Genomic DNA, 23,665 nt, shown 5'->3' with positions numbered 1-23,665 from the left:
CCGATCACCGGTCATGCCGGTCGTTCGGACCGGAACGGGAAAAACGGGGCTACTCGCGGGCGTCCCCGGTGGCCACCGCGACGGCCTCGTCGATCCGCTCGAGGACTCCTCTTGCGAGCAGGTAGCGGGCGTAGCCGTTGGCCTGGCTCCAACGCCAGTCTTCCTCCTCGTCGTCGAGTCCGGAACGTTCGATGTCGCGGTCGCCGGATTCGATCCACGACTGCGCTTCCTCGGCGAAAAACAGCGTGAGTAGATCAGGATCGTCGGCGAGGACAGCCTCGAGTCGCTCGACCGCGTCGCGTTTGGCGGCGTCGATCGCACCGCTGTCGAGTACGTCGACGTCTTCACTGACGATCCGCTCGCGTTCGGCGCGGGCGGCGGCCAGAAAGAGCCATCCTTTGGCGAGTTCGACGGTGCCGTAGACGGCGTACCCACGGTCGACGCGTCGGTCGGCGTCCCCGACCAGCGAGTCGCCGTAGTCGGATCGGGAGTACAGCGCGCTGTGAACGTCACGACGGCCGGTTTCGGACTCTCCGACGTCGTCGTCCTCGAACCCGCCGATACGATCGAACCACTCCTCGCGGTCCTCGAGCAGGTCCTCGATGCGGTCGTGGAAGACGGTTCGAGCGTCGGCCATCGTCTCGTCGAAGCGAGTGCCGTCGGAGACGGGGTCGCGTTCCCGGAGCACGTCGTGGTAGGTCTCCGCGGTGTCGATTCGAGCCCGATTCTGTTGGACTCCTCCGTACAGGCTTCCGATGCGTTCGACGCGGCTGGTGTCGTCGTTCTGGTCGTCAACATCGGCGTCCACCCGACGTGACAGGAGCGCCCGCGCCTGGGAGAGATCGTGTTCGACGTATCGGCCGTACGCGAGAAACGTCGCAGGATCGGTGGTCACGTACTCGAACTCCGCGTGCCGATCGTTGGCCCGCTCGAGAAACGGCTCGGCGTCGGCGGTCGGATCACGGTCGAACTCGCCGAGTCGCGCCATCGTGTACGCGTAGCCGCTAGCGGCCTGCCACTGGTGGCCTCGAGCCGTCCGAACGGCGTCGGTCGTCGGCGCCTCCCAGGGCCGGTCCTCGGCGTACTCGGCGGCGTGTTCCAGCCGCGGTCGGCCGTACCTGAGAAAGCGATCGTGATCGTCGATCTCGTCCCATACCTCGAGCGCGTCGGCGGCGTACTCACCGGCCTCGTCGACGAGATCGTGTAGCAACTCGTCGGTCGCGTAAACGGGAGCGGGAACGGTCGGGATACTGCGCCGTCGGGTTCGAGCGTAGGCGAGTCGGTTCGGCAGCGTGCTGTAGGCCGTCGTACAGCCGGCCAGGGCAGCCAGGCTGCCGGCGCCGGCCGCGGCGAGGAATCGGCGGCGGGAGGGTCGTGGAGGGCGGCTCATAGGAGCCGAGAACGGCCACTGCAGAATAAAAGGTTGGGGTTCCGAAACGACGCGCCTGCGGGGGTGTCACTCGAGGGTCCCGTCGGATTTCGTCCGGGAGCGCCGACGGAGCCAGCGACCGACGAGAATCGTTCCGATACCGGCGATCGACAGCCAGCTCGCGGTCACGATCCCGAGCGTCTGCGTGTCGGGCGGAATCCCGGGGTACTGCTGGAGATAGGGGAACGCCAGTCCCCAGAGCACCAGTATCGCACCGATTCCGGTGGCGCCTGCCACTGCGGTTGGCTGCGATCGACGACTCGCGATCGTCGCCCCGAGCAGGAAGATTCCGTACGGGACGAACGAAATGGTCTTGGATAAGATTCCGGCGGCGTACGGTTCGAGGAAGCCGCCCTGTTGGGACCGCGTCTGGACGACGAGTTGCTCGTCGCCGTCTTCGAGGAGGTGATAGTACGCGGTCGCCTTGGAGTGGAGCGGTTCCAAACCGTTCGCGTGTTGGGAGTCGAAGTCGGCAGGCCACTCCTCGACGCCGTCACAGAACAGTACTTCGTCCCGACAGACGCCGACCCTGTTTACGTGCCACTCGCCTTGCATTCCGGCCGGTTCCTCGACCGGCCTCGATTCTGCCTCGTGGACGAGTTCGCGTGCAGTCGGGGACAGCTCCTCGAGTGCTCTCGGTTCGTCGTCGTCGATCTCACCAGTGTAATCGATGCCGTCGGCTGCGACGCCGACGAACTCCTCAGATTCGTAGGCTGGCGTCAGCGATCCCGCAAAGGGGACGCTCGCAAAGAGCGCGAGAACGACCAGGAAGGCGAGGGCGGCAAGCGGTCGGGGTTCCATACGCCGAACCATCAGTAATATTGATAAGTGTTTTTTGGTTGTGTTATGACGGAGAAACGAGACAAGCCGGCGCAGGGAGACCGAACGGTTACTCGAGGTTCTCGCCCTGGTAACTGCCATCGTAGACGTCCTCGTGGTCGGCCTCGGCGAACACGAGCTGGGCGATCCGGGCGTCGCGTTCGATCTCGACGTCGTGGTGGACCTGCAACAGCCCCTCGCCGCGACCTTCGTAGCCGGCGTCCCAGACGGCCGTGTTGAGCATACAGGAGTTACGCATCAGCGACGAACGCGGGTAGACGAACCCGATATGTCCCTCCGGAATCTCGATCCGCTCGTTGTATCGGGCGACGTAGGCTCCGCTGGGCAGGTAGTAGGTGTCGGGCGACTTCTGCTCGCGTTCCTCGATCGACCGGGCGGCGCGGTCGCCGATCTGTTTGCCGTCGCAGCCGATGCGACCGGGCTCGAGCTGTTCGAAGACGACGTCAAGAGTGAGGTCGACGCCGTTTGGCTGGACTTGCTCGTCGCTCGTCGGCGAGACGTGCTCGGCGACGAACGCACCGGATCGGAACATGATGGTGTTCTCGCGGCGGCGTCGAGAAATTCGTTTCGCTCGAGATCGATCACGAGCGCCCGCGCCGCGCCCGTCGTTTTAATACCGCTTGCATGATGGGTCAACGCCGACAGCCATCAGGCTGCTATCGGGCGATTAGATCGGAAGAGAGACCGTTTCTCCGTCTGAGATCGACGTAATAACTGTCATGGAAACACGCTGGATTTATCAGGGCGGGAAGCCGAGATTCGTATGCTATGGGACAGACTCTCACCGAAAAGATTCTCGACGACCACCTCGTCGAGGGCGAACTCGAGACCGGCGAGGAAATCGGGATCGAGATCGATCAGGTTCTCACCCAGGACACGACCGGGACGATGGTCTGGCTCCAGTTCGAAGCAATGGGGCTGGACGAAGTCCAGACCGAGATTGCAGCACAGTACTGCGACCACCAGACCTACCAGTTCGACTTTAAGAACACGGACGACCACCGTTTCCTGCGTTCTGCGGCCGGCAAATACGGCGCTTACTTCTCTCGCCCCGGCAACGGTATCTGTCACAACGTTCACCGCGAGAACTTCGCGGCCCCCGGCAAGACGCTGCTGGGCTCTGACTCCCACACGCCAACCCCCGGCGGCCTCGGCGAACTCGCGATCGGTGCCGGCGGGATCGACGTCACCGTCGCCATGGGTGGCGCTCCCTACTACATCGAGATGCCCGAAATCGTCAACGTCCGCCTCGAGGGTGAACTCCCCGAGTGGGCAACGGCGAAAGACGTCATCCTCGAACTGCTCCGTCGCCTCTCCGTGAAAGGCGGCGTCGGCAAGATTCTCGAGTACACCGGCCCGGGCGTCGAGACGCTGACTGCCCCCGAGCGGATGACGATCACCAACATGGGGACGGAACTCGGCGCGACGACGTCGATCTTCCCGACGGACCACCAGACCGAGGACTACTTAGAGCGCGTCGGCCGCGGCGACGAGCACGTCGAGCTCCAGCCTGACGACGACGCCGAGTACGACGACGAGATCGTCGTCGACCTCTCGGATCTCGAGCCGCTGATCGCCCAGCCGTCGATGCCGGACAACGTCGTCCCCGTCGAGGAAGTCGAGGGCGAATCCGTCGAGCAGGTCATCGTCGGCTCCTGTACGAACGGTGGCTACGAGGACATCCTCCCAGTCGCCAAGATGCTCGAGGGTCGCGAAGTGTCGATGGAGACCGAGACCATCGTCGCGCCCGGTTCCAAGCAGGCCTCCGAGATGCTCGCCCGCGAGGGCTGGGTCGCTGAGATGATGGCCGCTGGCGTCAACTTCTCCGAGGCGACGTGTGGTGCCTGTATCGGCATCGGCCACGTCCCAGCGAGCGATTCAGTCTCGCTGCGGACCTTCAACCGCAACTTCGAGGGGCGCTCGGGTATCGAAGACGACAACGTCTATCTCTGTTCGCCAGAGGTCGCCGCCGCCGCGGCGATCGAAGGCGAGATCGTCGACCCGCGCAACCTCGCCGAGGATCTCGACGACCTCGAGGCACCCGGCGTCGAACTCCCTGACGAGTACGACGCGTCGAAGACGGACCTCATCGAGCCCGACGAGGCCGTCGACGACGACCTCATCAAGGGGCCGAACATCGGCGACGTCCCGATCCGCGACCAACTCAGTAGCGAGGTCGAGGGCGAGGCGCTGCTGAAGATGGAGGACAACATCACGACCGACCACATCATCCCTGCAACGCAGGACATCCTGATGTATCGGTCGAACGTCCCCAAGCTCTCCGAGTTCACCCTCTCTCGGGTCGACGAAACCTTCGCCGACCGCGCGCTCGAGGCTGACGGCGGCTTCCTCGTTGCTGGCGAGAACTACGGTCAGGGCTCTTCGCGTGAACACGCCGCGCTCTGTCCGATGTACCTCGGTATCGAGGGCGTCCTCGCACAGAGTTTCGCACGCATTCACCGTGCGAACCTCTTCAACTTCGGTATCGTCCCGCTGACGATCGACGAGGACACCTACGAGAACATCGACCAGGGCGACGAGGTCGAGATCGTCGACGACGTCTACGACGCCGTCACGAGCGGGCAAGAAGAGTTCACCGTCCGCGTCAACGGTGAAGACGAGTACACCGCCACCCTCGACGCCTCCGAACGCGAACGCGACATCCTCGCCGCCGGTGGCAAGCTCGCCTGGACGAAAGAACAGGCCGAGGACGGCGGCGCAGCGCCGGCCGACGACTGATCGGCTCTCGTTTCCGTCGTTTTTTGGAGTCGAAAGCAATCGGCTGAACGTCTACGTTCGAAAGTTGACTGTGAGATGAAACTGTCGTCGGTAGTATCGGTCGCCGTCGCTACTCAGGACCAACGTCGTACAGGTCCTGATTTCGCCACCCGAACAGCAGCCACGAGAACAGGAACCCGACGCCCATCGCGACGATCTCCCGGAGGAGCCGTGGAATGCCGAAGTCGACGAGAGCCACGATAGCCAGCGCCGACCCGACGGCGGCCCCCAGGAGAACGAACGCGAGATCACCGACGATCCGTTCGCGTGGATACTCCCAGTAGTGCTGTCGGTCGTCTTCGTACCAGACACCCAGGTAGATCAACACCGGTGCCATCGCCGTGATGACGGTGACGACCCAGTACTCTTCCGCGAGGCCGGCTGGGGCGAACACGAGCGCGTTGATCAACTGTGCCGTTATCGAGGCCCCCAGCAGCCCGATCAGTAACCATCCCCATCGCGGCAACCGATCCTTGTCGATGTCCATGTCCGGAAACCGTTACCGCGTCAAAATAATCCTATCGTTGTTCGACACTCGATCAAAAGTCCTCGTCGAAAACGCAAACAGCCGTCGAACCGTGGCTACTCCACACAGCAGGCGTCTTTCTTTGGAGATTCGTCGACGCCGCTTCCATCCGCAGCGACCGGCTCTTCGAGCCGGTAGAGACTCTGTCTGGCGTCTGCAAAGTAGATGTCTTCGTCGACTCGTCCGATCTCTTCGAGACGCTCGAGCGCGTACCGGACCGTTCGAGCCGAGAGCATCGACTCCTGAACGATCTGTTTCTGCGTCAATGGACCGTCGTACTCGAGTACCTTGAAGACGAGTTTGGCGCTCGGTGGCAAGTCCTCGATTTCCTCCCCGTCGGTCTCTGCCATGTTACGAATCGAAAACATCCAGCAGTATAAAACTTGAGCCTTACTGGGTGACTTTCCGTCATATGTTCCCTCATTAATAGGGAGGAAACTGGATATAGAGGTACTAAAACTGCGAAAACACGCTATTTGACCGGTGAGTCAGGACTCGTGAGCGAGTGGACGAACGACATGACAGATTCGTCACCCCTGGCCGATCATCCGTTCTTCTCCGTCCCACTCTTGTTGGCGCAGTTCGTACTTCTGGATCTTGCCGGTCGCCGTCTTGGGAAGGTCCTCGACGAACTCGACGCGACGAACGACCTTGTAGCTCGCGAGCCGATCCCGAGTGTACTCGGTCAGTTCGACCGCCGATACCGGTGGATCACTGGGGTCACCGTTCGAGGGCACGACGAACGCTTTCGGCGTCTCGCCCCACTCCTCGCTCGGGGCTGGAATCACCGCGGCGTCCGCAACCGCGTCGTGATCGAACAGCACGTCCTCGAGTTCGATACTCGAGATGTTTTCCCCACCGGAGATGATGATATCTTTTTTCCGGTCGCGAAGAGCGATCAGCCGGTTCTCCTCGACCGTCGCGAGGTCGCCGGTGTGGTAGTAGCCCTCGAGTCGATCGTTGAACGCGGCTTCGGTCTCTTCGGGCTTGTTCCAGTACCGGTCCATCACCTGATTGCCGCGGACGACGACTTCGCCCAGCGTCTGATCGTCCCGTGGAACGTCGTTGCCGTCTTCGTCGACGACACGGACGTCGGTCCCAAGGACGCCTATTCCCTGGCGTTTCTTGATCTCGAAGCGGTTCTCGTCGTCGATGAGGCGTTTGGCGTCGGAGATCGTAACGAGCGGACCGGTCTCGGTCGCGCCATAGAGGTGTTTCAGGTACCAGCCAAACCGATCCTCGACGGCCCGAATCGTCGCTTCCGGTGGCGCACTGCCGGCAGTCGTCACCCGAACCTGCTTCGACCCGCTCATCTCGGGTTCGTCCTCGTTCTCGTAGTAGTCGATCAACTGATTGAGCACCGTCGGCGCTGCACAGAGAAACGAGACGTCCTCCTCGCGGATTGCGGAGACGACCGTGTCGGCGTCGACGCCGCGCGTACAGACGTGCGTCGCGCCCATCCCGGTCACCGCGTAGATGTGGCCCCAGCCGTTGACGTGGAACATCGGCAGCGTCCACAGGTAGGTGTCGTCGCTCGTGATCTCGTGGTAGATCGACATCAGATAGGCGTGAAGCGTCTCGGTCCGGTGGGTTCGACAGACGCCTTTCGGATCGCCGGTCGTGCCCGAGGTGTAGTTGATCGTGATGATCTCGTCTTCGGCCAGTTCCGGCCGCTCGAACTCCGTTCCGGCCTCCTCGAGGACGTCGTCGAACTCCTCCCACTCGCCGGAAACCGCGTCGGCGTCGTTCGTGACGAACGTCTCGGTCGGAACGTCGTCGCGGATCGCCTCGATCTTCTCGACGTACTCGTAGTCGGCGTAGATCGCGTCGACGCCGGCGTCCGACAGGATGTACTCGTAGTCGTTCGGCGTCAGTCGATAGTTCACCGGCGTGAAGATCGCCCCGAGTTGCATCGACCCGTAGGCCGCCTCGAGGTGGTAGTGGGTGTTGGGATCGAGCACGGCGACGCGGTCGCCTTTCTCGATGCCGCGTTCCTGGAGGGCTGCCGAGAACCGGTCCGCTCGCTCGCCGAGTTCGTCGTAGGTGAACCGCTGGCCGTCCGTCGCGACGACCGCCTCCTCGTCGGCGTAGTGCGTTCGTGCCTGCTCCAGGAAGTCCGTGACAATGAGTGGCGTTTCCATGCGTTAATTGTTCCCGAACGACGATGATATATATTCCGATTGCTGCAAGTCGGCTTCATCCCCCCTGAAGGGGTGGATTTCGCCTCGCTACCGCTGTAATCGTCTCGATACGGCCGCTGACGGCAGAGGCGTGTGACCTGGACCTCCGGCCGTGCCCGGACCGTCCGCGTCCGAACCCGAACCCCTTTTCACCACCCGCCACAGAGTTCGTCCCATGTCGACCGAATCGATCAGCGACCGACGCGAACACGTCCGTTCGATCGGAGTGACGGCACTGTCCGCACTGTTCGGCGTCGGCGCGGCACTGGCTTCGGCGGCCCTGACGGGCGACCTCGCGCCGGCCGAGGCAGCGACCGATACGCGGGCGCTGGCGCTCGTCCTCGGGGCGATCCTCGTCCAGTTCCCCCTGCTCAACTCCACGGGGATCTACGGTGAGGACGAGTTCGGGGGGAAACACTACCTGTTCATCACGTTCATGACGTTCTCGTTCTGGTTCGTGGTGTGGGGAATACTGCTGACCGCGGAGCTTCACGCGTAAACCATGGCTGACGACAGCATCGCCGTCGTAGACCTCGATCGGTGCCAGCCCGACCGGTGTAACTACGAGTGCAAGAACTACTGCCCGCCAAATCGAAGCGGCAAGGAGTGTATCACGCTCCGCGGCGAGGAAACCGACGAAGGCCAGCCAGAACAAGTCCACATCTCCGAAGAGATCTGTCTCGGCGAGAGCTGTGGGATCTGCGTCGGGAAGTGTCCGTTCGACGCTATCGAAATCATCAACCTGCCACAGGAGATTCAGGACGATCCAGCCCACCGCTACGGCGAAAACGCCTTCTCACTGTACGGCCTGCCCGCACCACAGGAAGGCCGAGTCACCGGAATTCTCGGGCCGAACGGGATCGGGAAGACGACCGCCATCCGAATCCTCGCGGGCGAACTCGAGCCCAACCTCGGTCGCCACGACGACCAGCCCGACTGGGACGACGTCTTAGAGGCCTACCGCGGGACGGAACTGCAAGACTACCTCGCGGACGTCCGAGACGGCAACGTGACCGTCGCCCGGAAACCGCAGTACGTCGACCAAATCCCCGAGCAGTTCGACGGCAACACCCGCGAACTGCTCGAGGGGGTCGACGAACGCGGGGCCCTCGAGACGATCGTCGAGCGACTCTCGCTGGGGCCGGTCATGGAGCAGTCCATCGCGGATCTCTCCGGTGGCGAACTCCAGCGGGTCGCAATCGCGGCGACGCTGGTTCGGGACACGGACTTTTATTTCCTCGACGAGATCACGCCCTACCTCGACATCGGTCAGCGCGTGACGGCGGCGCGACTGATCCGCGAACTCGCCGAAGAGGAGGACAAGTCGATGCTGGTCGTCGAACACGACCTCGCGATCCTCGATCTCGTCGCCGACACGCTCCACGTCGCCTACGGTGAACCCGGTGCCTACGGTGTCGTCACCTCGCCGAAATCGGTGCGAAACGGCATCAACGAGTATCTCGCAGGCTATCTCGACAACGAGAACATGCGAATCCGCCAGAATCCAATCGAGTTCGAAGAACACGCCCCACGGACCGAGACACACGGCGACGTGCTCGTCGAGTACCCAGATCTTACCAAAAGCTACGGCGACGGCGAGTTCACGCTCGCGGTCGAAGGTGGTCAGATCCACGAGAACGAAGTGCTCGGCGTCGTCGGCCCCAACGGAATCGGGAAGTCCACTTTCGCGAACCTCCTGACCGGGAACTTAGCGCCCGACGAGGGCGACGCCGACCTGGACCTCGACATCTCGTACAAACCCCAATACGTCACGATCGACCAGCACATGCGGGTCGACGCCTTCCTCTCCTCGATCACCGACCAGTTTGGCTCCTCGTACTGGAACACAGAGATCGCTCAACCACTCCAACTCGAGCGAATCATGGAACAGAACCTCTCGGATCTCTCCGGTGGTGAACGCCAGCGCGTGGCGATCGCAGCCTGTCTCTCGGACGACGCCGACCTCTACCTGCTCGACGAACCCTCGGCACACTTAGACGTCGAACAGCGCGTCCAGGCGACCAGCGCGATCCGTCGCTACGCCGAACAGCAGGACGCGACTGTCATGGTCATCGACCACGACATCTACACGATCGACCTGCTCGCGGACCGACTGCTTGTCTTCGACGGCGAACCCGCCGTCGCCGGCCACGCCAGCCCGCCACAGTCCATGCGCGACGGCATGAACGAGTTCCTCGCGAACCTCGAGGTCACCTTCCGCCGGGACAACCGCACCTCGCGGCCGCGGATCAACAAGCCGGACTCGCAACTCGACAAGGAACAGAAGTCCGAAGGCGAGTACTACTACGCACCGTAGTCTCTCGCCTGTCGATCGAGACAATGTATCGGTTTCTCGCGAGTCTGCTTGACCGTCTATTCCCGTTCTCGGTTTCACCACTCCTCGAACGTAACTCGTTGCTGTGTCACCCAGCAGGCGTGGTCCTTCGATGACCAGTGACTCGAGTGAGCCGTGTTCACGAGACGATCACTACTATCGGTCGTGACGACTATCGTTTCAAGATGCACGTGACTCGACGGGCCGTGTGTACAGCCATGCTTCTCACTGCAGGATGTGTTGGCCCTGACGACAGCGCTGCCGACGAACCAGAGGAAGACGCCGGAAACGGTGATGGTGGATGGCTTTTCCTCCATGCTGAGGTAATCGACGAAGACGACATCTCCAGTGACTACACCGTTCTCGACGCCGACGACGACCGCATCGCAGGTCGTGGACTCTACCCGAGTCTGTTCGAAGCAGTCGAACGCATCGACGACACCGATCCGATCGGGTGGACCGCCCAATCGGATCACACGGGCCAGGCAAGCGGCGACGGTCAGGATACCCTCGAGGCTGCACGGCAAGTTAGTTCCGAAAGCGGACCCAACGACCGACATCCAAACGACGGGGCGACCTCGCGAGACGCAACTCACTACGTCGAATACGACGGCTGGACGCTCATGGTGTGGGTCGACAGCGGTGGTGAAGACGAGTAACGGGGAGTGTCTCGACTCTCGACCGTCACTTTTCCTATTCGCCGCCGACGGATGCTCGAAACACCGCGAACAGCCCGTCGCCGTGACCCTCGCGGACGTCCGGTTCGCCTTCGGCCGGAATCTCCGCAGGATCGTCGAAGATCGTCTGGAGACGCGTCTCGACCTCGAACCCTGCCGTCTCGAGCGCCTCCCGTGCTTCCCCGGCGGTCAGGAATTCGGCATCGGCGTAGAACGGGCTCTCGTCTTTGTGCTCCTGATAGACCTGTCCGACCGGACTCGAGCGATCCAGCACGGCGACGACGAGCGTGCCGTCGGAATCGAGGACGCGCCGGGCCTCCGACAGCGTCGCCTCGAGGTCGTCGACGAACGAGAGGACGGTGACGAAGAGGGCGAGGTCGAGCGCGTCGTCGGCGACCGGGAGGGATTCGGCGACGCCGCGGACGGGCGCGACGCCGCGGTCGCCGGCCCGCTCGAGCGGTGCGCGCGCTGCGTCGACGCCCAGGGAAATTCCCAGCGGGCCCCCGAAACGCCCTGTACCGACGCCGACCTCGAGCGCCCGGTCGTCGTCGACCGCGTCGGGGAGGGCACGCTCGAGCGTGGCTCGTTCGGCGCGGTAGGCACCGTCGTTCTCGCTGAACCAGCTATCGTACTCGTCGGTGAGTGTCTCGAAGGGACCAGTTGTCGACATCGTCTGATCCACCGTACCCCAGAAAGAAAGTGTTTGTTGACCTCTTCTGTGCTCCTGTCTATTTTGGACCCGAATCCGTCCCAGACGTGCTCGAGTCGGAATCCGCTGGAGGGGAGTCAGACCACCAGAGAGACAGTACGGTGGCGGAAATCACGGTCCACGTCACCAGTACCAACTCGGTCGCATATGCCAGTACATCCGTACCAGTGAACATGGAGAGGTAGGGTGTTGCAACGCCAAGTCCGCCCAGACCGATTCCATACCCAGTCAGTGCAACTACTGTTTTTGGACGTGTCTCTCTTGCCACTACTGCCACTCCGCTGATCGCGAGCGCGAGCGGGCCAAACAGCCCGAATCGAAGCAGCACCTCGACGACGTTCTGAAATAGAGAGCCAGACTGATGACGTTCTACGACCTCATACGTCTCGTTTTCGTATTCGACGAACGTGAGTTCGAAGTGGCTCTTCGAACCATATCTGTAGGACCCATCCGCTGGGAACGTTGGCGCACTCTCGTAGGCATCACAAGTGAGCGTCCAGTCCTCACACACCGTTCTCGTGTACGCTTCTCGGTCTGAGTCGAGATCCAGATACGACTCGTACTCACCGTCGGCAGGAGAACTATGTACCCCATCGCGTTGCTCCTCGTAGATGGCCTCGAAGAGGCGCTGTTGCTCGTCGTCGAACGCTTCTAGCGGTGTCGGATCGGCTTCGATAGGCTGATTCTCTACGACGATCGGGTCGCCTTCGATATCCGTCGCCGACTCGTGAGCAATGTAGTACGACGGGGATTCCGACCGGGGCTCGTACGGGTCGCCGAAGACGGCAGGAGAGAACATTCCGCCAACCAGCAGGAACGCGACCAGCAGCGAGACTCCCAGGAGAAGCCGCGACTTCATTATACCTACACAAAATATTAGAAAACAAGTATTTTCCTATTCTGACTCGTTACATCCGTCGCAGGCTTCTCTTTTCGGTCGGGTGACTTCATCGTTGACCGTCCCGACCGCGCAAATTCGTTCACTCGTGCGCATCGACCGCTCCGCACGCCATGGTACACTCACGCCCGCTACTGAAGTTTCCCACGCTGAATACAAAAACCGTCTTGCCGAGGTCCGTTACTTCACCAGCCGCTGACAGCTCCCACAGAGGTTCTCCTCTTTGATGTCGACCTCCCGTACCGTCGGCGAGAAGTTCATCACACAGCGGTTGTTCTCACAGTGCTCGAGGCCGTAGGTGTGGCCGATCTCGTGGACGATTTCCTTGCGGACGCGCTCTTCGAAGATGTCGCTTGCACTCTTGTTCGAAAAACCGCCGTCGCTCGAGGTCTGGAGCCGGTAGGTCGAGACGACGCTACCGCTGCCGTCGAGGTAGGCGAGCCCGAAGACGTAGTTGCGCCGGCGATAGAAGAGATCGTGGGGCGTGATCGCGATGTTCTTGTCGCCGCGGCCGGCGCGTTCGGCGAGTTGGATGAACGTCTCCGCGGAGTACTGGTTTCGGCTCGAATCGTAGGCACCGCTTGGAACCGACTGCGAGTCGTTGACCGAGACTTCGCAGTCGTAGACCGACCGCAACGCAGCCGAGGCCGCCCGCTTGACCGTCGCGGACACGTTGCCGACCGGCACGATGTCGACGAGCATGGCAACTGCTATGATCGGGGAGTTCATAAACGTCCCGCCGTGTCCCACTCTCGTCGTGATATCGAGTCGATGGCCGAGTACCTTCGCAGCTACGAGCGGGTCGTCGAGGTCGGGATCGGCCGCCGGACCGATCTGGCGGCTGAACTCGCCGAGTCGGGGGTCGACGTGACTGCGACAGACGTTTACGACCGAGCAGTCCCCGATGGAGTCGACTTCGTCACCGACGACGTGGTCGATCCGGACCTGGCGGTCTACGCCGCCGCCGAGGCCGTCTACGCACGGAACCTGCCGCCGGAACTCCACCGTCCTGCGCTCGAGGTCGCCCGTGAGGCCGACGCCGCCCTGCTGTTTACGACGCTGGGTGGCGACCAACCCGTGGTCCCGGTCGAGCGACTGACCGTCGAGACGGGAACAGTGTACGTGGCTCGAGAGAGAGTGTGAGAGTGATTGCTGGAGCTAGTTGCCGCCGATTGCCGACCCCGTTCTGGCGATCGGCGATGAGTGACTACGGGAAACCGTATGAGACGGTTTGCTGTCCGTCAGTGCCGGCGCGACCGCGAGCCCGCCTTCGGTCGCGCCGGGACAGCGGGACAGCAGTCCGTATGAGTCGGCTGCCGGCCAGTCCATCGAGGACGGCGCGACGATTCCCGTCTCGTGATCGTCGTCGCACGCAGATACTCACGTCGAGAAACTGTAACCGGCGGTTTATATGCGAGCCGTCACGATTTCTCGACGATGCTTTCACGTCGGCTACTCACGCGAAACGCGCTGGCTCTCGTCGGTGGAGGACTCTTCTCGAGCACCGCCGCGACGGCGACCACTTCACAGGCGGCCCCACCGAACGGACAGTACGACGCCAGCGCAGTCTCTGACGCTCCGACGACGGCAGTGGCGACGGTCGATCCGTCAGTGTTGGAGACGATCGACCTGCCTGTCCCGTTCGATTCGATGATGGCGGACGCAGGCGTCCAGTCGGATGCGATCTCGATCGAGAATTTCGAGTCGGTGACTGCGAGTACGGCTCTCGAGGGCGACGCCGTCGACGGTGGCTGTGCCGTCGCCGTCGGCTCGTTCGACGAGCAGTCAGTCGAGTCGGAACTTCGCGGTCACGAACTCGAGTTCGTCGCACGGGATGGCCGACGCCTGGGGGACGGCGTGGCACGGTTCGTCGCCTCGAACGATCCCTACGCTGTCGCAGTTGGACCGTCGTCGCTGCGTATCGGGTACGGCAGGACTCGGGCCCGTGCCCGGCGACACCTCGAGACGACGCTCGAGAAACGACGACGGCGGCCACAGGCGACTGCGAGCTACGGGTCGCTGCCGTCGTTGCTCGACGGCCACGCCGTCGCCTACGCCGACCTCGGTTCCGAGACTCGCCAACTCCTCGTCGATCGACTGCCGGACGGGTCCGACGCGCTCGCGGCCACCCTCGGGGCGGCACGTGCGATCGGCGTTGGACTCCGTGCTGGGTCGACACAGGCACGACTGCGCTACGGCCTCGTCGTCGAGCCAGCCCGGTTCTCGACGGAGTCTCTCGAGACGCTCGTCGAGGAGGCAACAACGGGCGAGAACGCCCTGGCGTCGTCGAATATCTACCGCTCCGGAACGACGGTCGTCGTCGATGCAGCCGTCGAAACGGGGTCGCTGTGGCCCGCTCACGAGCGACTGTTCGACGGGTCGGCCTGACTCACGTCTCTCAGCCGGTTCGGACCGGATCGATCCATCGCCCTTTATTTTCATCGGGCCGTTGGGTCGGGTATGTGTACTCGTGCCGACGCCGTCGTGCTAGATGTCGACGGAGTGCTCGTCGATGTCGCCGACTCCTACCGGCGAGCGATTCTCGAGTCCGTCGAGTACGTCTACGACCGGACGATCCGCAAGGCAGACGTCCAGGCGTTCAAGGACGCTGGCGGGTTCAACAACGATTGGGAACTGACGTACGCGGCCGCACTGTACGTGCTCGCGACGAGCGAGGGATACGACGACTCGATCGGCGAGTTCACCGACCGGATCGCCGCCGAGGGTGGCGGCCTCGAGGCCGCCGAAACTGTCGTTCGTGACTCGATCGGTGCTCGCGCGTTTCAGCGCGTCGCCGACCGCTGGAACTGCGAGCGACTGCACGATGTCTTCCAGCAACTGTATCTTGGTCCCGAACTCTACCGCGGCCTCGAAGGGGGAGAGCCAGACGAGAACCTCGAGGATGCGGGATTTATTCACGACGAACCGGTGTTGCTCGAACCGGCAACTCGCGACGCGCTGGTCGAGGAATATAATGTCGGGATACTGACTGGTCGGCCGAAGACCGAGGCTGAAATCGCACTCGAGCGCGTCGGACTCGACGAGACGATCCCTCTCGAACACCGGTTCACGATGGACGACTGGGAGGAAGGAAAGCCCCACCCCCACGCGTTGACGACGCTCGCGGACCGGTTCGACGCCGAGACGGTCGTATTCGTCGGTGACACGCTCGACGACGTCCGAACCGCGACGAACGCAGCCGAGGCGGACCCAGAGCGGGAGTACCACGGCATCGGCGTCCTGACCGGTGGTCTCACGGGCGCGGATGGCCGTCGGAAGTACGACCGCGAAGGAGCCACGGCAGTTCTCGAGTCGGTCAACGAGCTCCCGTTGCGACTCGGGAACTGATTATTTATCTGTATTCCGACACTAGTTTCGGTAGGTGAGTGTTCGAGGGGTTTTCCGACGTGCAAGTGTCTTACACACGTACCATCAATTATTTGAATATAAACGAAAGCGAATTACCCTTGGAATAGAATGGGGGCTGTATGAAGCTCGCGACAATCGGTGTCGGAAACGCGGGAAGTAAAATAATAGACCGGATGCTCGAGTTCGAGGAGGAAACCGGTCGAAATCTCTGTCGACACGTCATGGTAATCAACTCTGCTCGGACGGACCTGGCAAAGCCCGACTACGTCCCCGAGGACAGACGGGTCCTGATCGGTGATACCCACCAGAAGGCGAAAGGACACGGTGTGGGTGGAGACGTGGCCGTCGGCGCGGAAGTCGCCAAACACGACATCGACGAGATTCGACGGACGTTCGACGACATAGAGATTCACGAGGTGGACGCGATCCTGGTCGCAGCAGGACTCGGTGGTGGCACCGGCAGCGGTGCGGGCCCTGTCGTGATCGACGAGCTTCAGAAGATGTACGACGAGCCGGTTTACGGCCTCGGCATTCTCCCCGGCAAGTACGAGGGTGGCCGGCCGGCACTGAACGCCGCACGGTCGCTGCAGTCGTTCGTCCAGAAAGTCGACAACCTGATCGCATTCGACAACGACGCCTGGCGGTCCCGCGGTCAGACGATCGAGGAAGGCTACGAGGACATGAACCGCGAACTCGCGATCCGTATCGTGACGCTGCTCGCGGCCGGCGAAATAGACGAGACGGAAGTCGCAGAAAACGCGATGGACTCGAGCGACGTCATGCGAACACTCGATACGAGCGGTATCTCCTCGATCGGGTACGCCTCGACGCCGATCGACCGGGAAGCGGAAGGACTGCTCGACCGGTTCAAAAACGAGACGACCGATCCCAGCGAGGCGACCGATGCCGCGAAGATCAAGGGACTGGTCCGTCGGGCCGTCAACTCTCGACTCACGCTTCCCTGTGACGTCTCCAGTGCAGATCGGGCACTCGTCATCCTCTCTGGACCGTCGGAAGCGATCGCACGGAAAGGCGTCGAGAGCGCACGCCAGTGGCTCGAGCAGGAAGCAGATACAGTCGAAGTGCTGGCTGGCGACGACCCACGTCCAAACTCCGACGAGCTCGCTGCGGTCGTCTTGCTCTCGAACGTGACGGAGACGCCCCGCGTCGACGAGATTCAAGACCAGGCCGTCGACGCCCAGAACAAGATCCAGAAACTCGAGGACGAGCGCGAGGACGACATCAACGACCTGATCACGGACGACGACAACGAAATCGATCCGGTGATTTGAGCCGCTGATCACGTCATGCAAGGAGGACCCTACCAATGAAACTCGCTCTCGTCGGAGTCGGCAGTGCCGGTGTGCGTATCGTCGACCGAATCATCGAGCGCGAGGTGCAGACGGGCCGCAACTTTTGTAACGGCAACATGCTCGTGTTCGATACGACCCAGGAGGTCTTCGAGGGGGTCGAACACGTGCCGGAAGACCACCGGGCGCTGTTTGGCGATGTCAGCCCGCGGATCGACGAGAACGGCACCGGCGGTAACCCGGACCTCGGCGTCGAAATCGCTCGTGAGGACGTCCACGAGATCAGCCGGGCGTTCGATACGCTGGATTTTACGGAAGTCGACGGAACGCTTGTGATCGGCGGCCTTGGCGGTGGCACCGGTGGTGGTTCCGGAGCCGTCTTGCTCGAGGAACTGCAGACGATTTCGGAGAAGCCGGTCTACGCGCTCGGCGTGTTGCCGGAAGCGGACGAGTCCGATCGGGCTGCGCTCAACGCAGCACGGGCACTCCCGTCGTTCGTCGAGATCGCGGACAACGTGGTCCTCTTCGACAACGAGGAGTGGGGATCGCAGATCGACAAAGCCGGTACGGAACTCGAGTACGACGAGGACGGCGAGACGGACGGCGAGAGCAAGCGAGCCTACGACGAACTCAACCGGACGATCGCGTCACACGTCCTGTTGTTGCTGGGGGCGGGCGAGATCGAGTCGATGACGATCGCAGAGAACCGGGCCGACGCGAGCGACCTCGCGCGCACGCTCAAAACTGGCGGCGTCTCGTCGATCGGCCAGGCGACCCAGGAGATCGATCGATCCAGTGGCCTGCTCTCGCGGCTCGTCGCTTTCGTCCCGTTCGTCGGTGACGACGAAGGGCCGGAGCCGACCGACGCCGTGAAGGTCAAACGACTGGTCAAAGACGCCGTCGGCGGCCGCCTCTCGCTTCCCTGTGCGGTCGACAGCACCGAACGGACGCTGGTCGTCCTCTCCGGGCCACCGTCGGCGGTCTCCCGGAAAGGATTCGAGAGCGCCCGTCACTGGCTCGAGAACGCGACCGACACCGTAGAGGTGATGGCCGGTGACGAGCCACGACCGAAAGCGTCGTCGATGACGGCGACCGTGTTGCTCTCGAACGTGACGGCGGTGTCTCGCATCGACGAGATGCAGCAACGAGCGGTGAGCGTCACAGACGAGTTCGACGACGAGGACGAGGTCGATCCCGCCGAAAGCGAGTTCGAGTTCGTCTAGGACCGTGGCAGACAGTTTCCTGTCGTCAATTACAGCCGATCGCCAGAACGAGGTCTTCGCTCGGCGGTGACTGGTTACAACAATCCGTATCAACCGACGGCCGCCGGGTCGACTCGGCCCACACGACCGTGGTCTGCCAGCGACTTCGCCGGACGGCGCTGACAGTCGACAGCCGCTGTCCCATCGTTTTTTGCCCGCGTTCGGTGTAGGCATCCCTCGAGTCAATGGCGACGTTTTCCAGTGCCGACGACCTCCCAGGTGAACCGATCTCGCCCTGGCTTGCGACGACGGGAGACGACGACCGCTCCGTCAGGACGCTCGAGGGAACCGAGTCCGTCGACGTCGCCGTAATCGGGGCCGGCATCGCCGGGCTGTCGACGGCGATCGAACTCCGCGAACGAGACCTGACGGTGGCTGTCCTCGAGCGTGACCGAATCGCGGCGGGTGTGACCGGCAAGACGACGGCTAAACTGACCAGCCAGCACGGCCTGCTCTACGCTCATCTCCGTGCGGAGTTCGGCCGACGCGCGGCGAGCCAGTACGCGACCGCCCAGGAGGAAGCAATCGACGTCGTCGAAGACCGGATCGACGAGCTGGAGATCGATTGTAGCTTCGAACGGGTCCCCTCGTATCTCTACAGCGACACTCCCGACGAGGTCGAACGCGAGACCGACGCCGCCCAGGCCGCGGGAATCGACGCGAGCTACGTCACGTCCGTGCCGCCGTTCGAGCGCGCCCAGGCTGCGGTCAGGTTCGACGACCAGGCGTGGTTCCATCCCCGGCGGTACCTGCTCGGAATCGCCGACGAACTGCGCGACGACGACGGCGCAGCTGTCTACGAGCACACCCGGGTAACTGATGTCGAGCCCGGGTCACCCTGTCGCCTCGAGATGCCCGGGGGAGAGGTCACCGCCGAGCAGATCGTTCTCGCAACCGGGTTCCCGATCCTCGACCGAGCGGGGTACTTCGCCCGGTTGCATCCGAAACGCTCCTACGTTCTCGGGCTGCGACTCGAGGGACAGCCACCGGAGGGGATGTACTACCGCAGCGGCGACAGCTACCGTTCGGTCCGGACTCACCGCGACGACGACGGCGACCTTCTGCTGGTCGGCGGCGAGAATCACAAGACTGGCCAGGGTGGATCGACCACGGACCGCTATCGGCGACTGCTCCGCTGGGCGCGCGAACGGTTTCCGGTCGAATCGGTTGCCTACCGGTGGTCGACCCAGGACTACGTCCCAGCGGACAAGGTTCCGTTCGTTGGACGCGTCGGCCCAGGAGCCGAGAACACCTACGTCGCGACCGGGTTTCGGGGATGGGGAATGACGAACGGCGTCGCGGCCGGACGACTGCTCGCAGGACTGCTCGCGGGCGAGCAGCCGCCGGCACGAACACTCTTCGATCCGCTGCGGTTCACGCCGAAAAGCTCGTTCGCCTCGGCCGTTACGGAGAACGCCGACGCAGCTAGCCAGTTTGCGACCGACTGGGCACGGACACTGCTGACGCCCGGCCTGACGTCGCTCGAGCCCGGCGAGGGAACCGTCCTCCGGAAAGGGACGCGGCCGATCGCTTGCAGTCGAGCTGCCGACGGCAAGCTACACGTCACCTCGGCCGTCTGTACTCACATGGCCTGTCTCGTCGAGTGGAACGACGCCGAACGGAGCTGGGACTGTCCCTGTCACGGCTCGCGGTTCTCGCCCGACGGCGATGTCCTCGAGGGACCAGCGACAGACGACCTGCCGACGCGTCGGATAAAGTGACTGTCCCCGTCACGTTCATTCCCCATCCCACACCGGCTGTAAAGACCGCTTCGGCCGTTGTACCCGTCACCACGGAATCTCAATTTCTCGGGAAGAGCAGAACGCCTATTTACGTCTATACTGCAGTTGTGATTGATGCCAGAGCCACTCCGATCGAGCGTCGGGAACGCCGTCGCCGAATTCTCTCGGTCGCTCGCCGCGGTCGTCGGGCTCGTGTGGCTATGTTTCGTCGTCAGCGTCGTCACCATCCGCATCCTCGAGGCGACGACCCACAACGTGTCGGTCTCGTCAGAGCCGCTCTGGATCGGCATCCTCGTCGTCGCCGTCGTCGCCGCTGGCGTACTCTCCGAGGACGGCTACGAGCGACTGGGTGTCGATCCGTCCGCCGGATGGACGTTCGCGTGGCTCGCGATTTTCTTTCTCCCGTTCGCGTTCGCGCCGCTTCGGGTCGCGGTCGCGCTGCTAGCGACGAACGTGGCACTCTTCGACGCCCTGTTCGTCTTCGGTGCGACGCTCAGTGCAGGCTGGCTAGCGTTTTACGACGGGCTCGAGCGAATCGGTCTCGAGCCTGTGGACTTCGCTCGTGTGATCCCGTATGCAGTCGCACTCGGTATCGGACCCATCGCAGTCTTCCTCTTGTTCGACCACCCCTGGCTCACCGAAGGAGTCGGCGTCGCCGTCGCGACGGTCGTCCAGGTCGGTGCCTGCTGGTTCGCACTCTCCTCGCAGATACCGTGATCAGTCTCTGAAACGCGCTCTCAGTCCGGGATACTCCATTATAACTCCGTCGACGCCGACCGCCGCGAGGTCGGCGTACTGCGTCCATCGCTCGACCGTCCAGACGTTGACCGTCCGTCCTTCGGCGTGGGCCGCCTCGAGCACGTCGATTTCGGGCTCTCCAACCCCGATCCCTGCGTACTCGGTCTCTGCGAGCGGCGTTCCAGCGATCGCGTTTCTCGGCGGGTGGACTGCCTCGCAGTCGTGCCGACGTGCAATCTCGAGACCGGCCTCGAGGTCGTCCCAGACGAGGGCGGCGGCACAATAGCGGGGCGCGACATCCCGGACGGCAGCGAGTGCCCCCTCATAGAACGACGAGAACAGGAGTTCACCGTCGAATCCCGCACAGACGTCGATCACTCGCTCGACGAACGGCTGCCAGATGGCGCGGCGAGCGTCGCGTTCGTCGTCACCGAGCGACTCACCGAAGCGACGGTCGGCAGCACCCGGGTTCTTCAACTCGACGTTGACCCCGGCAGTCTCTGGCACCGCCTCGAGCACGTCAGCGAGCGTCGGTACGGTTTCAGCGGTTCCGAGGACGCGAGCCGACTGGAGTACCTCGAGTGGCGTCTCCCAGACGATCCCCTCGGCGTCGGTGAGCGGTCGGCCGTCGCGGTCACGGCTGCCCTCGAGACACTCGTCGTGGATCACGACGGGCGTTCCGCAGGCGGCTGGCTGGACGTCGATTTCGACCATCGCCGTCTCGTCGCGGGCCGTGGCCTCTCGGACCGCGCGGACGGTGTTTTCCGGGGCGACGCCGGCGTAGCCACGGTGAGCGATGACGTCTGGCTCGGACATACCGGATCGACGCGGGCGAGGCTAATGGAGACTGCGCTCTGTCCGACGAACGCAGCGGATTGCACGAAAGACAACACACTTGAGCACGCTTCCCCGACTACGGGTATGAGCACCGTCTCGTCCGACCAGACGCAGTCGCTGGCCTCCATCGTCGTCGTCGACTACGGACTCGGCAACCTGCGCAGCGTCACCCGCGGCCTCGAGCGTGCGGGTGCCGACGTCGAGATCACCGACGCTCCTGCGGCCTTCGAGGACGCCGACGGAGTCGTCCTGCCGGGGGTCGGCGCGTTCCGCGAAGGCGTCGAGAACGCCGATCCGCTCCGCGAGGACCTGCTCGCGGTCGCCGACAGTGGCACGCCGCTCTTCGGCATCTGTCTCGGTATGCAGATGCTACTGACGACCAGCGAGGAAGGCGACACCGACGGCGAGTCCGCTGTCCAGGGACTCGACTTACTCTCTGGCACCAACGTCCGTTTCGCCGAGGGACAGAAAGTTCCGCACATGGGCTGGAACGAACTCGAGGTCGAGCGCGACCACCCGCTCGTCGACGGAGTAGATGGCCGGTACGCCTACTTCGTCCACTCCTACTACGCCGTCCCCGACGACGAAGACGCGACGGTCGCGACGACCGACTACGAGCGCGAGTTCCCCTCGATCGTCGCCAACGAGGAAGGCAACGTCTTCGGGACGCAGTTCCACCCCGAGAAGAGCGGCGAAACCGGGTTGCAGATTCTTCGAAACTTCGTGGGAATCTGCGCCGACGAGTAGCGGCCCTGAGCTTTAAGTCAACAGACGATACTCTCGTTCGTATGTACGCAATTCTCACTGACGACCCCGGCCTCGCTCGAGCGGGCAGCGGCGATCGCACCTACTATTTTGTCGAATCTGTCGACGGCACTACGAACGAACCGCTCGAGGGGGCGGTCGCCTCCGTCGCCTGCTGGGGTGACACCGCAACGGTCGAGGCCGACCCAGAGCGAGCAGCCGTCTCGGCCGACGGCACTCGCGCGACGCCCGATTCCGAGGGCCACCAGTGGGGGACGGTCTGTCCGACCGATCCGGACTACCGTACCGACCTGCTCGAGCGACTCGAAGAACTCGAGGGCGACGTCCGACTCACGACGCTCGGGTTTCCCGGGGAATCGTTCTGTTACTGCGATCGATGCGACCGCCAGTTCGAGGACAGCGGGTACGACGACCGTACGGCGTGGCGTTCTGCAGTCATCACCGAGTTCGTCGCCGACACCGCGACGCGCGTCGACGGCGAACTGACCGCGACGCTGTACCCCGATCCGTACCCGGGCCACCTCCAGGAACGCGCCGGAATCGACGTGCGGGCGCTGGCCGCCCACGTCGACGGCTTTCTCGTCCCGCTGTGTAGCCCCGGCTACGAGACGACCTACTGGGTGGAGTCGCTCGCTCGCGGTTTCGTCGCCGAACTCGAGGGCCTCGGGGTCGACCTCTCGATCCAGCTCTCTGCGGCCGAGATCGAACCGGAGCGTCTCGCCGAGATCACGCGAAAGCTCGAGGAGCACGCGGACGAGATCGTTTACGGGACGTCTCCGGACGACGCCGACACGGCTCGAGAGACGATCGACCGACTCCGCGAGAAGTCCGAAGTACCCGCGTAGAAGCGTATCGGCTCCCGGGAGCTAGATGAATTCCCGGACGTCGGAGTACCACATGTCGTGGTAGTCGACGTGACCGATGCGGCGGGCGACGGCGACCGCGATCGCGTGCCAGCAGAGGTCGGTCGGATCGTCGGCATCTAAATTGTACTCGCTGTCCTTGCAGGTACAGCCGCCGTTCTCGACGATGTACTCGTCCTCGTGGCCGACGACGATCGTGAAGTCGCGGTAGGCCTTCACCCGGTTCTCGCTGACCGCCTCGATCGCCCGGACCCCGCGGTCGCCGTGGACGCGCGAGATCTGTTCGACGATGTCGGGCGTTAGCTCGCCTGCCTCCTCGAGGGCGGCTTGCCAGCGCTCGACGGGTGTGGCCTCGGGCACGTCCGGAACTGTGCACCGAACTGTAAAATCGGTTTGGTTGTCGGACC

24 protein-coding genes are annotated in these 23,665 nt (G+C 63.2%); 13 read left to right on the top strand and 11 right to left on the bottom strand.

The window, feature by feature from the left end; all coding sequences use genetic code 11:
• Positions 1-49: 49 nt before the first annotated feature.
• The 3 genes from NATGR_RS11560 to NATGR_RS11550 form a co-directional block, all read right to left on the bottom strand.
• A complete protein-coding gene (locus NATGR_RS11560) occupies positions 50-1,390 on the bottom strand; it encodes a hypothetical protein (RefSeq protein ID WP_005579487.1) in 1,341 nt (446 codons plus the stop codon).
• A 66-nt stretch (positions 1,391-1,456) separates the two neighbouring features.
• Positions 1,457-2,230 carry a hypothetical protein gene (locus NATGR_RS11555; protein ID WP_005579486.1) on the bottom strand — a complete coding sequence of 258 codons (774 nt, stop codon included), beginning with the start codon at positions 2,228-2,230 and terminating at the stop codon, positions 1,457-1,459.
• An 88-nt stretch (positions 2,231-2,318) separates the two neighbouring features.
• Positions 2,319-2,831: a deoxyuridine 5'-triphosphate nucleotidohydrolase gene (locus tag NATGR_RS11550; protein ID WP_269459366.1), complete on the bottom strand. Its 513-nt coding sequence runs from the start codon at positions 2,829-2,831 to the stop codon at positions 2,319-2,321.
• 206 nt (positions 2,832-3,037) lie between these two features.
• Here NATGR_RS11550 and NATGR_RS11545 point away from each other — a divergent pair, with 206 nt between their 5' ends.
• A complete protein-coding gene (locus tag NATGR_RS11545; protein ID WP_005579483.1) occupies positions 3,038-5,008 on the top strand; it encodes an aconitate hydratase in 1,971 nt (656 codons plus the stop codon).
• 109 nt (positions 5,009-5,117) lie between these two features.
• Here the strand turns inward: NATGR_RS11545 and NATGR_RS11540 are convergent, their stop codons facing one another.
• From NATGR_RS11540 to NATGR_RS11530, 3 genes are all read right to left on the bottom strand, one after another.
• A complete protein-coding gene (locus tag NATGR_RS11540; RefSeq protein ID WP_005579481.1) occupies positions 5,118-5,534 on the bottom strand; it encodes a hypothetical protein in 417 nt (138 codons plus the stop codon).
• A gap of 95 nt (positions 5,535-5,629) precedes the next feature.
• Positions 5,630-5,923 carry a MarR family transcriptional regulator gene (locus NATGR_RS11535; protein WP_005579480.1) on the bottom strand — a complete coding sequence of 98 codons (294 nt, stop codon included), beginning with the start codon at positions 5,921-5,923 and terminating at the stop codon, positions 5,630-5,632.
• 180 nt (positions 5,924-6,103) lie between these two features.
• Positions 6,104-7,714, bottom strand: a complete 1,611-nt coding sequence (locus NATGR_RS11530; RefSeq protein WP_015233608.1) for a long-chain-fatty-acid--CoA ligase — start codon at positions 7,712-7,714, stop codon at positions 6,104-6,106.
• Between the two features lie 214 nt (positions 7,715-7,928).
• Between NATGR_RS11530 and NATGR_RS11525 the strand changes: the two genes are divergently transcribed.
• From NATGR_RS11525 to NATGR_RS11515, 3 genes are all read left to right on the top strand, one after another.
• Positions 7,929-8,252 (top strand): EMC6-like membrane protein, encoded by a 324-nt coding sequence (locus NATGR_RS11525; protein WP_005579475.1) that lies wholly within the window; start codon positions 7,929-7,931, stop codon positions 8,250-8,252.
• A 3-nt stretch (positions 8,253-8,255) separates the two neighbouring features.
• Positions 8,256-10,070: a ribosome biogenesis/translation initiation ATPase RLI gene (locus tag NATGR_RS11520; protein WP_005579473.1), complete on the top strand. Its 1,815-nt coding sequence runs from the start codon at positions 8,256-8,258 to the stop codon at positions 10,068-10,070.
• A gap of 236 nt (positions 10,071-10,306) precedes the next feature.
• Entirely contained in the window at positions 10,307-10,747 is a 441-nt protein-coding gene (locus NATGR_RS11515; protein ID WP_231990827.1) for a hypothetical protein, read from the top strand.
• Between the two features lie 34 nt (positions 10,748-10,781).
• Here NATGR_RS11515 and NATGR_RS11510 read toward each other — a convergent pair whose 3' ends face one another.
• The 3 genes from NATGR_RS11510 to NATGR_RS11500 form a co-directional block, all read right to left on the bottom strand.
• A complete protein-coding gene (locus NATGR_RS11510) occupies positions 10,782-11,435 on the bottom strand; it encodes a class I SAM-dependent methyltransferase (RefSeq protein ID WP_005579470.1) in 654 nt (217 codons plus the stop codon).
• Positions 11,436-11,493: 58 nt separating this feature from the next.
• A complete protein-coding gene (locus tag NATGR_RS11505; protein ID WP_005579469.1) occupies positions 11,494-12,333 on the bottom strand; it encodes a hypothetical protein in 840 nt (279 codons plus the stop codon).
• A 219-nt stretch (positions 12,334-12,552) separates the two neighbouring features.
• Positions 12,553-13,074, bottom strand: coding sequence for an archaemetzincin family Zn-dependent metalloprotease (locus NATGR_RS11500; protein ID WP_005579468.1), 522 nt, complete (start codon positions 13,072-13,074; stop codon positions 12,553-12,555).
• A 39-nt stretch (positions 13,075-13,113) separates the two neighbouring features.
• Between NATGR_RS11500 and NATGR_RS11495 the strand changes: the two genes are divergently transcribed.
• From NATGR_RS11495 to NATGR_RS11465, 7 genes are all read left to right on the top strand, one after another.
• Positions 13,114-13,515, top strand: a complete 402-nt coding sequence (locus NATGR_RS11495; RefSeq protein ID WP_015233606.1) for a UPF0146 family protein — start codon at positions 13,114-13,116, stop codon at positions 13,513-13,515.
• A gap of 294 nt (positions 13,516-13,809) precedes the next feature.
• Positions 13,810-14,760, top strand: a complete 951-nt coding sequence (locus NATGR_RS11490; protein WP_005579466.1) for a hypothetical protein — start codon at positions 13,810-13,812, stop codon at positions 14,758-14,760.
• 72 nt (positions 14,761-14,832) lie between these two features.
• Entirely contained in the window at positions 14,833-15,720 is an 888-nt protein-coding gene (locus NATGR_RS11485; protein WP_005579464.1) for a TIGR01548 family HAD-type hydrolase, read from the top strand.
• 140 nt (positions 15,721-15,860) lie between these two features.
• Entirely contained in the window at positions 15,861-17,033 is a 1,173-nt protein-coding gene (locus NATGR_RS11480) for a tubulin/FtsZ family protein (protein WP_015233604.1), read from the top strand.
• Between the two features lie 35 nt (positions 17,034-17,068).
• A complete protein-coding gene (locus NATGR_RS11475) occupies positions 17,069-18,274 on the top strand; it encodes a tubulin/FtsZ family protein (RefSeq protein ID WP_005579460.1) in 1,206 nt (401 codons plus the stop codon).
• A gap of 224 nt (positions 18,275-18,498) precedes the next feature.
• On the top strand, positions 18,499-20,034 hold the full coding sequence (locus NATGR_RS11470; protein ID WP_005579458.1) for an FAD-dependent oxidoreductase: 1,536 nt from the start codon (positions 18,499-18,501) through the stop codon (positions 20,032-20,034).
• A 135-nt stretch (positions 20,035-20,169) separates the two neighbouring features.
• A complete protein-coding gene (locus NATGR_RS11465) occupies positions 20,170-20,772 on the top strand; it encodes a hypothetical protein (protein ID WP_005579456.1) in 603 nt (200 codons plus the stop codon).
• On the opposite strand, the gene NATGR_RS11460 is transcribed toward NATGR_RS11465, so the two are convergent.
• Positions 20,773-21,609 (bottom strand): glycerophosphodiester phosphodiesterase, encoded by an 837-nt coding sequence (locus tag NATGR_RS11460; protein ID WP_005579454.1) that lies wholly within the window; start codon positions 21,607-21,609, stop codon positions 20,773-20,775.
• A gap of 105 nt (positions 21,610-21,714) precedes the next feature.
• Between NATGR_RS11460 and hisH the strand changes: the two genes are divergently transcribed.
• Both hisH and NATGR_RS11450 read left to right on the top strand, forming a co-directional pair.
• Positions 21,715-22,377, top strand: a complete 663-nt coding sequence (gene hisH / locus NATGR_RS11455; protein ID WP_005579453.1) for an imidazole glycerol phosphate synthase subunit HisH — start codon at positions 21,715-21,717, stop codon at positions 22,375-22,377.
• 41 nt (positions 22,378-22,418) lie between these two features.
• On the top strand, positions 22,419-23,240 hold the full coding sequence (locus tag NATGR_RS11450; RefSeq protein WP_005579452.1) for a hypothetical protein: 822 nt from the start codon (positions 22,419-22,421) through the stop codon (positions 23,238-23,240).
• Between the two features lie 21 nt (positions 23,241-23,261).
• Here NATGR_RS11450 and NATGR_RS11445 read toward each other — a convergent pair whose 3' ends face one another.
• Positions 23,262-23,618, bottom strand: coding sequence for a hypothetical protein (locus NATGR_RS11445; protein ID WP_005579451.1), 357 nt, complete (start codon positions 23,616-23,618; stop codon positions 23,262-23,264).
• Positions 23,619-23,665 lie beyond the last annotated feature (47 nt).

This window comes from Natronobacterium gregoryi SP2 (genome assembly GCF_000230715.2).
Lineage (GTDB): Archaea > Halobacteriota > Halobacteria > Halobacteriales > Natrialbaceae > Natronobacterium > Natronobacterium gregoryi.
Note: the sequence above shows the minus strand (reverse complement) of the source record. Positions and strands in the feature narration are given on the sequence as shown.